We start from the raw sequence: 14,094 nt of genomic DNA, 5'->3' as shown, positions 1-14,094 counted from the left end.
TTTGCTACTTGGGTTGAAAGGTTAGATTTCTCTCTTTTCTTACGGCATAGACTAATAATATAATTCCTATCACAACGAGAATGGGTTCAATAATATCTGCTTCAGGACCATAAGTTAAGCGATGCAACCTAAAAAACCAATGAAATACAACGATATCAAAACTTGCAAAAAATCCTGAAGCAGCCAGAACCCCATGAAAAAATGAAAGGGAAAATACTTTTTTACAAATAATAAAAAACAGAATTGTCCCTGCCCCTCCAAAAGCCAAAGCGCTAAAACGTTCTACAGTTGTAGTAGCTGTCATTTCGAAAGCATGTACATGCTGCGTGTGAAACAGCCAATCTGTATATAAAAAACCTACAAATATACCGATGAAAAAGCCTATCATTCTCTTCAAAACAGCAGCCACCTTTTTTCTCAAATACTATTACTAATATTCTCTTAACTGACAGGTTTTATACTCAAAAATATAATAAATGGATAGATTAGTAGTCCCCCCACCTTCTTTTCTCTAATTTTTCTTGGACAAGTCATGTATGAACTATGAATTTCTCCTTAACCTATTGTAAAATAGCATTGAAACGTTTCAGGATAATGACGCATAATACAATGTCCGAATATAGAACTAGTGGAGGATTTACTTTGTCATGACAGAAAACGAACAAAGCATTAACGAATTTACTTATGTATACGGTTTCCGATCAAGAAAGTACTATAAACTTTTTATTACCGAAAACGGTATTTGTGGAGCTGTAATCGCAGGGACAATTCCAGATGCCATTATGGCCGATATTATGTTGCCTCGAAATCCGGCTGGCTTTTTTCTTGAACCGGTTTATAACAAAAAAATCTTAAAACGTCATGATAGGGAAGATGAATTAACTCCAACACTCATCGATAATCTCGATTTTCTGAAAATAGATAAGAAAAATTTTTTCTGGGCAAAAGAGGATATTCAAGAAGTGAGGATCCAAACGAAGATGCATAATTTTACATGGCCTGCACAGAATTCAGGGACGATTACTTTTGTTTTACCTAAAAAGAAAAAGAAAACTTTTATTATGTACCCTGTGCAGGATGTAGAGCATTTGACTGAAAATCTAAAAAAAATAAGTAGTAATGTGAACGTCATATAATAAAAGCTTAGCTAAATCCTGTTACTAATGTCACTCACTACTTAGAGGATCGAAGAGAAATAATTAAATAGCGCACAAAAGAGAGGTAAATCATTATCATAACTTCCTCTCTTTTTATTTCATTATGAGTATTCCTTATATCCTGCTTAACTTCTCAATTCCATTTATAAGGAATACATGTCAGTCGATCTAGCCATGTGAACAAGTAATTTGCTCAATTTTAAAAAAGTGCTAATGACTTTAAGGGCTGGCCTAATCGTCTTCACTGGGAGTGTAAGCGGACTCAGCGGCCGTTATTTGTGGCAATATCAATGCTTTCTAAAGTTAAGGGGACTCAGAAGCCCTTATTGCTTATAAAAACAGTCTTTCATACCAAAAATACGACAAATAAGGTCCTCTTAGTCCGCCAACAATGATAAAATGATAAATTTTAAGGAAATAAGGCCCTGTGAGTCCGCAAAAAGATTAACGATTAAAAAGATTAGCAACCTTAATTATAATCTATAAAACTGTCTTGTTAACGGCCGGGTTTTCCATGTACTACACTTCTTGTGTTTCAAGCACTTCATAAATGCACTTATGAGGGAGGTTGTGCGCTTTTGCTACTCCTTCATAAACGACCGAACCATTCATAATATTCAACCCTTTGAGTAAGGCCGGATTTTCTATACATGCTTTTTTATACCCTTTATTAGCTATTTCGATTGCATAAGGAACGGTTACATTAGTAAGGCCAATCGTTGACGTTCTCGGAACCGCTCCTGGCATGTTTCCGACTGCATAATGAACAACACCATGTTTCGTATAGGTCGGATTCGCATGAGTTGTTACTCGGTCAACCGTTTCAAAGATACCACCTTGATCAATCGCAACATCAACGATCACCGTGCCCTCCTCCATCAACCGAACGGTTTCCTCAGAAACGAGCTTCGGGGCTTTAGCGCCGGGGATTAAGACCGCACCAATGACCAAATCGGCCTCAGAACAGGCATCACTAATCGTTTGCGGGTTCGACATTAACGTTTGAATCGACGTACCGAAGATATCATCTAACTCACGCAAACGACTTGGATTTACATCGATAATGGAAACTTCTGCGCCTAAGCCGATTGCAATTTTAGCAGCATTTGTTCCAACAACTCCCCCGCCTATAATCGTTACTTTACCTCGTTTCACTCCAGGAATGCCACCGAGTAAAATGCCCTTGCCACCCTTTGTTTTTTCAAGAAATTGCGCACCGATTTGCGTTGCCATTCTTCCTGCGACTTCGCTCATCGGTGTTAAAAGCGGTAAAGTTCCGTCAGCCGATTGGACAGTTTCATATGAAATCGCTACGACATTTTTTTCAAGAAGAGCTTTTGTTAATTCGCGTTCTGCGGCTAGATGCAGATACGTAAATAAAACAAGCCCCTCATAAAAATAACGGTATTCTTCACGTAACGGCTCCTTAACTTTCATAACCATATCACAGGCCCATGCCTCTTCAGCCGTCACGATCACAGCGCCAGCTTCAGTATACAGTTCATCGTAGAAGCCCGACCCAAGGCCCGCACACGTTTCTATAAATACTTCATGACCTTCTTTTACTAGATTTAACACCCCTCCGGGAGTTAAAGCAACACGGTTTTCATTATTTTTAATCTCTTTCGGCACACCAATCCGCACAACAATGAACCTCCTTTTTTAAATGGTAGCAGGTACCTTTAGTGGACTAAAGGTACCTGCTACCATATTTTTTTAACCTCCATAATCCTTTTTTCTAACTCAACCTTTATATACTCAGTCATAACAGCTTTTACACTTTTCTTAATACCATTTTCCATTTATGCATTACTTTTTTCTGAAGGTTAATCTCGTAATTCATTCAGTGCTTCTTTTAATGTTTGAACTAAGTAGGCTAGATCCTCTTCTTCTGTATTTAACGGTGGCGCGATTGTTAGTACATTATTATAACCCGCAACTGTGGCACCATTTTTACCGATAATAACGCCCTTTTGTTTACAAGAGGCAATTACTTTATTAACAATACTTACATCAATTGGAGTCTTTGTCGCTTTATCGGCAACGAGTTCGATCCCGATGAGAAGACCCTTTCCTCGAACATCTCCAACATAAGGATGGTTTTGGAGAAGGTTTTGGAGGTCGTTTTTCAACCGTTCCCCTAATTGCTTCGAGCGGGCAAACAAGTTTTCTTTTTCCATAATTTCTAGGTTTTTAAGGGCTAGTGCGCATGCAGCCGGGCTACCACCGAATGTGTTTACATGCCTGAAGTAGTCATACTGATCCGAACCTTTGAATGCTTCGTAGATTTCACGTTTCACCGCTGTTGCCGATAATGGCAAGTAGGCACTTGTAATCCCCTTCGCCATCGTTATAATATCTGGCTTGACACCGTAATTCATATACCCAAACGGTTCACCTGTACGACCGAAACCGCAAATCACCTCGTCGACTATCAGCAATGCGCCATGCTTTTCACACACTTCCTTTACAGCTGACATATACCCATCAGGCGGGACGAGTACACCGCCTCCTGTAATGATTGGCTCCATGATCACTCCAGCAATCGTCTCACTCAATTCCCACGTCATCGTACGATCGATCGCTTGAACTGCCTCCAATTCTTCCGGTGGGCAATCAGGCGCATCATTTGAACGGTATAGATCCGGAGGGGGAACGTGGATAAACCCTGGCGCTAACGGTTCGTATTTATACTTTCTTTCAGCCTGACCGGTTGCAGCCAGTGCTCCCATTGAATTCCCATGGTACGCACGATACCTTGAAATAAATTTATAACGGCTCATATCCCCTTTTTGTTGATGATACTGTCTTGCGATTTTAAATGCCGTTTCATTCGCTTCAGAACCGCTATTTGAGAAAAAGATGACGTACTCATCTCCGAGCCATTCATTTAATTTTTCCCCTAATTTAATCGCAGGTAAATGACTTTGTGTCAGTGGAAAATAAGCTAATTCTTTTAATTGCTCATAAGCTGCCTCAGCTAATTCGGTACGGCCGTACCCTACATTGACACACCATAATCCAGACATCGCATCTAAAAATCTATTCCCATCCTGGTCTGTCACCCAAGATCCTTTTGCTTTCGTTATCACCATTGTTCCATCCGGGTTATATGGTTTCATCGAATGCCAGATGTATTTCTCATCTTTTTCTAGCGCTTTACTATTTTCATTTGTACTGAGCATTGCCCTTCCTCCTTTCTCCTCTAAAAACATTGTTTGGCTGTCCGACTGCAGGGTTCACAGGGGGTAACTTGAATTCCCCCCTATATTTTTAAAAATAAGAAATTCGTTGGCTTCCACCTCAATAATGACTGACGGCGAAGACCGCCTTCTATTCCTAATTCTCAGAACGTTTTATTTAAAAATCATATCTTGATGTAATCATCTTCTTGCGCGTGAAGAAATTAACACCGTCTTTTCCATTCACATGGAGGTCTCCGTAGAATGAGTCTTTCCATCCTGAGAATGGGAAAAAGGCCATGGTTGCCGGTACACCTACGTTGATACCAAGCATTCCTGCATCTGCTTCTTCACGGAATTTACGCACAGCTTTTGCGTCCTTCGTATAAATGGTAGCCCCATTTCCGTAGCGAGATTTACGAATGTATTCTAAACCTTCATCTAAATCTTCTGCACGCAGCATGCTGATTACAGGTGCAAAGATTTCCTCTTTTGCAATGATCATTTCTGGTGTCACATGGTCAAAAATTGTTGGCCCTAAGAAGTTACCATCTTGCATTTCATCCATTTCCTTACGACCGTCACGGATTAAAGAGGCTCCTTCTTCTACCCCTTTTTCAATGTAATCTAATACTTTTGAACGGTGCGAGTCCCTGATGACTGGTGTTAAAAGAACTTCGTCATCTAACCCATTACCGATGATTAATTCATCTGCTCTTGTTTTTAGTTCTCTGACAAAGGCTTCTCCATCGCCGACTACAACGACAGCACTACAAGCCATACAACGTTGTCCGGCACTGCCGTAAGCAGATGCAACAATATGTGTAACTGCCTTTGCTACATCGGCATCAGGCATAACAATATGGTGGTTTTTCGCACCAGACAGTGCTTGAACTCGTTTACCATTTGCTGCTGCACGCTCATAGACATACTTTGCAACTGGCTGGGAGCCTACAAAGGAAATCGCTTTAACATCTTCATGATCAAGCAGGCCATTTACAACATCATGTGCCCCGTGAACAACATTTAGCACACCCGCTGGAGCACCGGCTTGTGTAAACAATTCTGCTAGTCTATTCGCTAACATTGGCGTTCGTTCAGACGGTTTAAGAACAAATGTATTTCCACAAGCAACAGCTAATGGGAACATCCATAACGGAACCATCATTGGGAAGTTAAACGGAGTAATTCCACCGATAACACCTAATGGGTAACGAAACATTTCCGAGTCGATGTCCTCTGCAATGCCTGATAATGTTTCACCCATCATTAATGTTGGGGCACCGGCTGCAAACTCTACACACTCAATTCCACGTTGGACTTCACCATGCGCTTCTTTAAACGCTTTTCCATTTTCTTGAACGATTAGTTTTGCTAATTCATCATGATGGTCGGAAAGGAGCGTGTGAAATTTAAATAAAATACGGGCCCGTTTTGGCACCGGTGTGTTTTTCCATGTGCGGAAAGCTTCACTTGCTGCTTGCACCGCTTGATCGACATCCTCTTTTGAAGAAACAGGAACGGTTGCTAACACTTCTCCAGTAGCTGGATTTGGTACTTCTAATGTGTTTGTACCATTTGATTCTACCCATTGGCCGTTAATGTAGTTTTTTAATACATTTGTTTGATTTTTTATTACTGTCATATTCATTGCCTCCTAGTATTTTCTGATTTTTCAAATATCTATCTCCTTGTAATTTATTATCTCTCATTTTGTAAGGGCCTTCATTAGACACAATGTCAAATATCTGGAGAAGATAATTCCACAAAATGAACAGTGCAAAAAAATAAACAAAAACGGTGTCAGGTACCTTTAATGCACTGTCGCGCTAAAGGTACCTGACACCGAATCTTCGGATCTTTTCTTTTATATTTCATGGGCGGTTGGGTTGGTGGTTTCGGTCATGTTTAAATAATCGTAGGCTAGTAACATAAATTCGATCGCCAGCCTCTTTTCTGAATTCATAAAGTCAGGTCCTAGGAGGCTTTCTAACTTTTCGATTCGATGATACATGGTTTGTCTGACTACAAAAAGCTTTTTTGCTGTTTCTTGTTTGGATCCGTTACATGCTAGATAGGCTTTCAATGTTTCTATTAACTTCCCATTATATTTTCTATCGTATTCCATGACGGGCTGCAAATACTCCATTACGATTTCTTGAAGGTCACTATGCCGGTTAATGAGTGATAGTATACGGTACATATGCAAGTCATCGTAGAAATAACTCTTCCCTTCATGTGATAATTTATCTTGTAGTCGTAATGTCTCTTTTGCTGTTTGATAACTGATATGTATATCACTTAGCTGCTTGACAAACTTTCCGACACCAAAGGAAATCGAAGTTGCTTTTATTTTCTTCGAATAATCGGCTGTATTCAACCGCTTAAAACCATCGGCCATTCTAGACTTCCATGTTTTCGGAGTCCGCTTATTTCCTAATATAAAAACAATATGATGTCTAATCTCAATAGAAAAAACATAAAAACCTTGTTGCTCGAAGATCGTGCGAAATAAAAGTTTAAAGTACGTTCCATCTAAATTAGACGATTGACTCGTTAAATGAAGTTTACAAGTGCATACGATTCCCCCATTTAACTTCAAGCCTGGCTCTATATAAGCTAAATGCTCCTTAATCCCCTCATTACTGTGATGACCATCTAACCAATCCGTCATCCATTCCGCTTCTTCCATCCTTCGCTTTTCTTCAACATACAAATCTCGTAACAAATATTGGGCAAGTGCAGTCGTCGTTCGATCGAGAATAAGTAAATCAAATTCATTAATCTCTCTCTGATCGGTAACAATGACCAACTCAGCAAATTGATGACCTAAGATCTGTACAGGTTGACGACCGATTGAAAAAAAGGAGTCATGTTGTACTGCCTCTATTTTTTCTAGTACGATACGCCTTTCGCTTGCTGATAATTGGGGAATAAAAATCCGATCCTCATCAAAAAACGCAACAACCTGGACATCTAAAAATGTCTGGCAAAACGTAAGGATTTCTTCATATTGATTGATTTCTAGTAATTTCTTATTTAACGTTTGAGAGTAACTTTCTAGATCAGAAATCATTTGGTATTGTTGATTAATAAGCAATGAATGAATATCTTGAGTAATTTGTACGAATGCTACTTCTTGGTGAAAAAGGATAATTGGAAATTGATGTTCATTAGCGATTTCAATAACTTCTTGAGGAATATTTGAGGTATGTGTTCCTAATTCAATACATAGACCGGAAGCGTTACTTTCAATTAGTTGCTTGAGAAACGAAATAAATAATGCTGTATTGTCTTTCCAACCTAATCCTGTCGTAAGAATAAGCTCGTGACCATTTAGTAACTTTCGAATATTAATCACTTCGACGACATGAACCCATTTAACATTTCGATTTAAACCATCCACTCCAGCAACTACTTCTGTTTTATCAAAGTGCTTTCTTTGTAAGATTTCTTTAATGGTAATATATGATTTCATTGCATCACTTCCTTTTCACCATCTACCTATAAACGAAAGAAAACAAGGTTATCAACTACTTCTATCCACATGTCAGAATTACCTTTATTTTCAGATAAAAGTAACATAAAGTGTGTCAGATTTTCTATCCGTACTCTCCTCTACATCAAAAGACAGGGGCATCCCCCTGTCTCTAATTAGATTTTCTATTAAATTTCCGTTTCTTTTATCCCGCCACTTTATTTTGTTGAATAATAATTGAACTAAAATATTTCCTCGCATCAGCCGTTAAGATGTGCAGTCTTTCAGTAGGACTTTTGTGACCGGATGGGTCCGGCTTTTTTAATTCAAATTCAACAAATGCCCCGCTTAAATTTTCCGTTACACCTTTAATCATATAACCTTGTTCTAGTAAAAAATCAATCTTCTCTCTTTCGGCAATAAATTGTTGATATTCGGCCATGATAGTCTCCTTTCTTTTTTTCTACTCTTTCAAACTCTTATGTTGCTGCTTTTTTCACTTCTTCGTTTCCTTCACTAATTTCCCAATCACGCCCTACTGTGATACCTAAATATTCATCATCACTTGGGTTCTCAATTTCTGCCTGTTTATACTTCACAAACCACCAGTACTTCGCGAGGAAATAGTAGGTTACCAGCCCAACGGCAAATCCAACAATAAACGAATAGTTGGCTAAGAAGTAAGACGCAACTCCACCTAGGATCCAAGCAATATACCCCGCCGCATTAAATCCTCCTGCATAACGATATTGACCATCATCCTTATACAAATCAGGAACATTCACACGACGTTTACGAAGGAGATAATAATCAGCTATTAAAATCCCCACAATTGCTGACAGGATGCCACCGACAATCAGTAAAGCTGGAATGATAATGCCAAACAAGCTCCACGGTTGAACAAGGGAACCAATCACACCTGCTGCTACTACACCAGCCCAGAACGGAATTTTAGGTCCACCGACATTAGAAAAAATAGTCGCAGCCGGAATTAAGTTGGCTGATATATTTGTCGACCATTGAGCAAATACAATCATGAGTAAGAGAACACCCAGAACTAATCCACTGGCAGCCTGCTGAAGAGCAACCACCGGGTCATAGTTAGCAACAGCAATATAAGACACGCCGCCAATGACAACCATGAACGTCTGAACGATTGGTAACGCAATCAAGCTGCCTGCAATTTGTGATTTATTTCGTTTAAACCAATTTCTTTCAAGTTTCGGTCCTTTAATAAAACGAGAAATCGACGGCATATCGGCAGCAAGAGTTCCCCAGAACCCCATGTTACTCATAATAACAATCATAAATGCAGTAATAGCTGCGCCTCCAGTTACTGGACTCTCTACCCAAGCCCACACATTACGACCTTCTGCTAACGCTTGATCCGATAACGTTAAATACATCCAACCTGAAATGATAATAATAATTGGTGCGGCTAAATCAGCAAAACGCTCAACAGCTTTAATTCCTAAAGCTGTATTAATGACTTGAAGTGTTGCAAAAATTAAGAAACAGACGAACCAATTATCAAATCCAAATAAAACGAAGAGGATTCCGTTCATCGCGGTTGAACCAAAATACGTATTAATACCAAACCAACAAGCTGCTACAAATCCACGGATTAAAGAAGGTATATGAGTCCCAATCGTACCAAATGGAGCCCTCATATAAACGGGGAACGATAACCCATGTTCCACCCCAATGTCACCCGTTAAGGTCATGCATAGACCAATCGCTATACTTCCAATAATCGTTGCTAAAACAACCCAGCCGAGCGAGAGACTTTGCACACCAGAACCACCAATAGCAAAAGCCGCTAGAACAACAGCCATACCAACCCAAATGAACGCAAACCCAACGGATCCAATTTTCTTTCCACTATGTGGAATCGGCAACAAATCTGGAGACTTGAGATGACTTTGCTTTTCTTTCATCATATCACCCTACCTCTTCAAATATTTTCAAAATATTCAGTTAAATAATGACAGATCGACGTTGGGCTCTTACCTTGTTTATGAGAGCAATTGCAAGGCCAAATAGATCTTGGCCAAGCAATTGTTATTTGGATATTGGTTCACAAGGGGTTCATTAATTACTCACCTTATCTGTTACACTTGCAGTTGAAGAATTATATCTTGCTCTTTTTAAATACTGACCCGTTCCTGCTTTACCTACAAACTGTTTCTCACGAATAACAAACTCACCGCGAGATAAAACAGATACAGGTTCACCTGTTATTTTCATTCCTTCAAACGGGTTATAATCCACAGCCATATGATGTGTCTCAGCTGAGATCGTTCGCTCGGCATTCGGATCAAAGATGACAATATCCGCATCTGCTCCAACGGCAATCGTTCCTTTTTGCGGATACAACCCAAACAGCTTCGCATTTCTAGTCGCTACGATATCAACAAATTGGTTTATGTTAATGCGGCCTTTTTTTACACCTTCAGAAAACAGGATACTTACGCGGTCTTCGATAATTGGACCGCCATTAGGAATTTTAGAGAAATCTCCTTTACCTAAATCTTTTTGTCCGTTGAAGTCAAACGAACATTGATCAGACCCTAAAGTTTGAAGGTCTCCGTTCTTTAAAGCATTCCATAAAACATCTTGATGCCACTTTTCTCGGAGCGGCGGCGACCATACGTATTTCGCTCCCTCAAAATCCGGTTTCTCCAAATGGGTTTGGTCAAGAACTAGGTATTGAGGACACGTTTCACCCCATACGTCATAGCCTTTTCTTCTAGCTTGCGCGATCTTCTCAACTGCTTCAGCACATGAAACGTGAACAACATATAATTGAGAGTTTGCTAACCCTGTTAATTGAGCTGCTCTCCCAGTTGCCTCTCCTTCCACTTCTGGCGGGCGAGTTAACGCATGATAGATCGGGTCTGTATTCCCTTGTTCTAGCGCTTCGTTTACTAGATATTCAATGACATCACCATTTTCAGCATGAACCATGACTAGTCCGCCAAGCTCTTTTGCTGCAAGTAAGGTACGGAATAACGTACCATCATCGGCTTGGAAAACATTTTTATACGCCATAAACACTTTAAATGAAGTAATGCCTTCTTCATCCATAACGACTGGGAGTTCTTCTAGGACATCATCATTGATCTCCCCAATCATTAAGTGGAAGCTATAGTCAATAACTGCTTTATCCTTTGATTTTGCGTGCCATGTTTGAATTGCATTTTTCATCGGCTCACCTTTGTTAGTTAAACAAAAGTCAATAACGGTTGTTGTACCCCCAAAAGCAGCCGCAATTGTTCCTGTTTCAAAATCATCCTTCGATACCGTTCCCCCGAACGGCATTTCCAAGTGGGTATGAGGGTCGATACCACCTGGGAAAACATAAGCACCGTGAGCGTCAATTACTTCTGCGCCTCCTACTGGGAAGTCGTGACCAATCGCAGTAATTTTTCCATTATCAATCAGTAAGTCTGCTTGATACGTATCGGTAGCTGTTACTATGGTTCCGTTTTTAATAATTTTCTTCATTCGTTTTCCCCCTAATTATCCTTACTTAATGATATCTACTTCACAACTTTGAACTGAACCGATTGCAGCTTGGCGTTCGTTCCACGTCATCGGCGGGTGTTCACTTTGTAGCTCCACCATATCGATTGCGCCGTCAACAGGACAAACGATCGAACATAAGTTACAGCCGACACAATCTTCTTCACGGACTTGTAAATAGTCATTGCCATGACCGTCCTTCAGCATATCAATACATTGATGCGATGTATCTTCACAGGCAATATGACATTTATTACAGTTAATACAAACGTCATTATTAATTTTAGCGACCACTTTATAATTAAGATCAAGATTACCCCAATCTGAATACCGCTCTACGGACTTTCCGATGATTCCGTCTAGAGAAGCGATCCCTCTTTCATCTAAATAATTGGAAAGACCTTCAATCATATCTTCTACGATCCGGAACCCGTGGTGCATCGCAGCTGTACAAATTTGCACACCTGTTGCGCCCATCAGTAAAAATTCAACTGTATCTCTCCAATTCGAGATCCCGCCGATCCCGGAAATCGGAACATTAATACGAGGGTTCCGAGCACATTCAGCAACCATGTTGAGTGCAATCGGTTTGACTGCCGGTCCACAATATCCACCATGAGCACCTTTTCCTGCTACATGCGGGATCGTATTCCACGTATCAATATCAACACCAGCCAGGCTGTTAATCGTATTAATCATACTAATCGCATCCGCACCGCCTTGTACGGCCGACTCAGCTGTAACTGTAATATCCGTAATATTCGGTGTCAGCTTTACAATAACAGGTGTTTTCGCAACTTCCTTTACCCAGTAGGTCTGCTTTTCGACTAGTTCAGGAACTTGACCCGAAGCCGCCCCCATTCCACGCTCAGCCATTCCGTGCGGACAGCCAAAGTTAAGCTCGAGCCCATCGACACCTACATCTTCCACGCGTTTAACGATCTCATGCCACTTTTCTTGCTTCGGTTCAACCATTAAAGACGCAATGATCGCGTGATTAGGAAATCTTTTTTTCGTTTCATAGATTTCTTTTAAATTGACTTCAAGCGGGCGGTCTGTAATGAGTTCGATATTATTGAATCCCGCAACTTTTTGACCATTAAAACTGACAGCAGCAAAGCGCGAGGAAACGTTTAAAATCGGATCACCTAACGTTTTCCAAACCGCTCCGCCCCATCCCGCTTCAAATGCTCGTTGAACTTGGTAGCCTGAATTGGTCGGAGGAGCTGAAGCAAGCCAAAATGGATTCGGCGACTTAATTCCTGCAAGATCTATTCGTAAATCAGCCATAGTGAAATCAACCTCCTCGTTTTTTATGCTGTTTCTGTTACTTGTTTAAATAATTGCTTATGGATCGCGTACGCTGTTTCTTTTCCTTGTTGAGCAGCAGAAACCACCATCGCTTCTCCTTGTCCTTTACCAAAAATGACATCTCCACACGCATACACTTTTTCGTTAGATGTTTGGAACGTTCCCTCATTGATTTTAACAACCCCGCCATCATGATCTAAGCCGAACTGTTCAATCAATTGAATATACCTCGATTGACCGATGGCTTTAATAACAGCGTCTACTTTCAACGTAAATTCTGACCCTTCAACAGGTACAGGTCGTCTGCGTCCGCCTTCATCTGGCTCGCCTAACTCCATTTTGATACATTCAATCGCTGTCACCTTGCCTTTTTCATCGCCAATGATCCGCTTCGGTGCAGTTAACCAGCGGAATTCTACACCATCTTGTTTGGCAAACTCGTACTCGAAATCATAAGCTGTCATCTCAGCTTCCGTTCTACGATAAAGAATTTTTACGTTTTCAGCTCCAAGGCGAACCGAACATGTCGCACCGTCAATCGCAGTATTCCCTGCTCCAATGACGACCGCACGTTTTCCTAAAAGATGATCAGAAACTTTTTCCTTCGTTTCTTTAACGAAATCAATCGCATCATAGACTCCATCCAAACCTTCTCCGTCTATCCCTAGCTGTGGAACACTCGACATTCCGATTGCTAGAATGACAGCATCGTAGTTTTCCGTAAGCTCTTTGACTGAAACATCAGTACCGACTCGAGTATTCGTACGTATTTCTACGTCTAAGCTCTTCACTTGATTGACTTCCCAGAAAGAAATAGCCTGTGGTAAGCGGAATGAAACGATACCGTACGTATTTAAACCACCTGCTTCTTTTTCTGCTTCAAAGATTGTTACTTGATACCCTAATAAAGCAAGTTCACGAGCAGCTGACAAACCAGCAGGTCCTCCGCCAACAATGGCCACTTTCTTTCCGTTCTTCTGACCGGCTTTGAACAGAACTTGCTCATTTTTAATCGCCCAATCTGTTGCAAAACGCTGTAAATTTCCAATCATGATGGGTTTAGTAGAATGATTGAGAACACAGGCTCCTTCACACAATTCCTCCGTCGGACAGACTCGCGCACAGCTTGCACCTATCGGGTTTGACGTCATGATTGTTTTGGCTGATCCTAATAAATTTCCAGATGCGATTTTTTTAATAAAGGTTGGGATGTCAATTCCAGTCGGGCAAGCGGTAATACAGGGTGCATCGTAACAATACAAACAGCGGTTGGCTTCTTCAATGGCCTCTTGATTGGACAGGCCGGGGTGGACTTCTTCAAAGTTTTTCTTTAAATCAACTAATGATATATTTGTAGCGCTTTTCGGGTTCAATACAAATGCCTCCTTTATCAAATAAAGTAAAACTTTTCATTAGGGGCTTTTCAACGTTCTATTTGCTT

11 protein-coding genes are annotated in these 14,094 nt (G+C 40.5%); 1 reads left to right on the top strand and 10 read right to left on the bottom strand.

Annotated elements, in window-relative coordinates:
- Positions 1-4: 4 nt before the first annotated feature.
- Complete coding sequence (locus N7Z68_RS15825; RefSeq protein WP_275119439.1) at positions 5-397, bottom strand: hypothetical protein; 393 nt, start codon at positions 395-397, stop codon at positions 5-7.
- A 250-nt stretch (positions 398-647) separates the two neighbouring features.
- Here N7Z68_RS15825 and N7Z68_RS15820 point away from each other — a divergent pair, with 250 nt between their 5' ends.
- Complete coding sequence (locus N7Z68_RS15820; RefSeq protein ID WP_275119438.1) at positions 648-1,136, top strand: hypothetical protein; 489 nt, start codon at positions 648-650, stop codon at positions 1,134-1,136.
- Positions 1,137-1,676: 540 nt separating this feature from the next.
- Here the strand turns inward: N7Z68_RS15820 and ald are convergent.
- The 9 genes from ald to N7Z68_RS15775 form a co-directional block, all read right to left on the bottom strand.
- Positions 1,677-2,801 (bottom strand): alanine dehydrogenase, encoded by a 1,125-nt coding sequence (gene ald, locus N7Z68_RS15815; protein WP_275119437.1) that lies wholly within the window; start codon positions 2,799-2,801, stop codon positions 1,677-1,679.
- 182 nt (positions 2,802-2,983) lie between these two features.
- Positions 2,984-4,342: an aspartate aminotransferase family protein gene (locus tag N7Z68_RS15810; protein WP_275119436.1), complete on the bottom strand. Its 1,359-nt coding sequence runs from the start codon at positions 4,340-4,342 to the stop codon at positions 2,984-2,986.
- A 175-nt stretch (positions 4,343-4,517) separates the two neighbouring features.
- A complete protein-coding gene (locus tag N7Z68_RS15805; RefSeq protein ID WP_275119435.1) occupies positions 4,518-5,984 on the bottom strand; it encodes a CoA-acylating methylmalonate-semialdehyde dehydrogenase in 1,467 nt (488 codons plus the stop codon).
- 222 nt (positions 5,985-6,206) lie between these two features.
- A complete protein-coding gene (locus N7Z68_RS15800; protein WP_275119434.1) occupies positions 6,207-7,817 on the bottom strand; it encodes a PucR family transcriptional regulator in 1,611 nt (536 codons plus the stop codon).
- A 205-nt stretch (positions 7,818-8,022) separates the two neighbouring features.
- Positions 8,023-8,259, bottom strand: a complete 237-nt coding sequence (locus N7Z68_RS15795; RefSeq protein WP_275119433.1) for a hypothetical protein — start codon at positions 8,257-8,259, stop codon at positions 8,023-8,025.
- 37 nt (positions 8,260-8,296) lie between these two features.
- Complete coding sequence (locus N7Z68_RS15790; protein ID WP_275119491.1) at positions 8,297-9,754, bottom strand: NCS1 family transporter; 1,458 nt, start codon at positions 9,752-9,754, stop codon at positions 8,297-8,299.
- A 154-nt stretch (positions 9,755-9,908) separates the two neighbouring features.
- Positions 9,909-11,324, bottom strand: a complete 1,416-nt coding sequence (hydA, locus tag N7Z68_RS15785; RefSeq protein ID WP_275119432.1) for a dihydropyrimidinase — start codon at positions 11,322-11,324, stop codon at positions 9,909-9,911.
- Between the two features lie 21 nt (positions 11,325-11,345).
- Complete coding sequence (gene preA / locus N7Z68_RS15780; protein WP_275119431.1) at positions 11,346-12,632, bottom strand: NAD-dependent dihydropyrimidine dehydrogenase subunit PreA; 1,287 nt, start codon at positions 12,630-12,632, stop codon at positions 11,346-11,348.
- A gap of 23 nt (positions 12,633-12,655) precedes the next feature.
- The gene (locus tag N7Z68_RS15775) at positions 12,656-14,026 is read right to left on the bottom strand and encodes an NAD(P)-dependent oxidoreductase (protein WP_373323162.1); all 1,371 of its coding nucleotides are present in this window, start codon (positions 14,024-14,026) and stop codon (positions 12,656-12,658) included.
- Positions 14,027-14,094: the final 68 nt, after the last annotated feature.

It is taken from the genome of Alkalihalobacterium chitinilyticum (assembly GCF_029028005.1).
Classification (GTDB): domain Bacteria; phylum Bacillota; class Bacilli; order Bacillales; family Bacillaceae_F; genus Alkalihalobacterium; species Alkalihalobacterium chitinilyticum.
Note: the sequence above shows the minus strand (reverse complement) of the source record. Positions and strands in the feature narration are given on the sequence as shown.

Coding starts and splice junctions, on each gene's coding strand:
- N7Z68_RS15800 (WP_275119434.1), bottom strand. CDS start 7,817: ATGAAATCATATATTACCATTAAAGAAATCTTACAAAGAAAGCACTTT.
- N7Z68_RS15790 (WP_275119491.1), bottom strand. CDS start 9,754: ATGAAAGAAAAGCAAAGTCATCTCAAGTCTCCAGATTTGTTGCCGATT.
- N7Z68_RS15795 (WP_275119433.1), bottom strand. CDS start 8,259: ATGGCCGAATATCAACAATTTATTGCCGAAAGAGAGAAGATTGATTTT.
- N7Z68_RS15810 (WP_275119436.1), bottom strand. CDS start 4,342: ATGCTCAGTACAAATGAAAATAGTAAAGCGCTAGAAAAAGATGAGAAA.
- preA (WP_275119431.1), bottom strand. CDS start 12,632: ATGGCTGATTTACGAATAGATCTTGCAGGAATTAAGTCGCCGAATCCA.
- hydA (WP_275119432.1), bottom strand. CDS start 11,324: ATGAAGAAAATTATTAAAAACGGAACCATAGTAACAGCTACCGATACG.
- N7Z68_RS15820 (WP_275119438.1), top strand. CDS start 648: ATGACAGAAAACGAACAAAGCATTAACGAATTTACTTATGTATACGGT.
- N7Z68_RS15805 (WP_275119435.1), bottom strand. CDS start 5,984: ATGACAGTAATAAAAAATCAAACAAATGTATTAAAAAACTACATTAAC.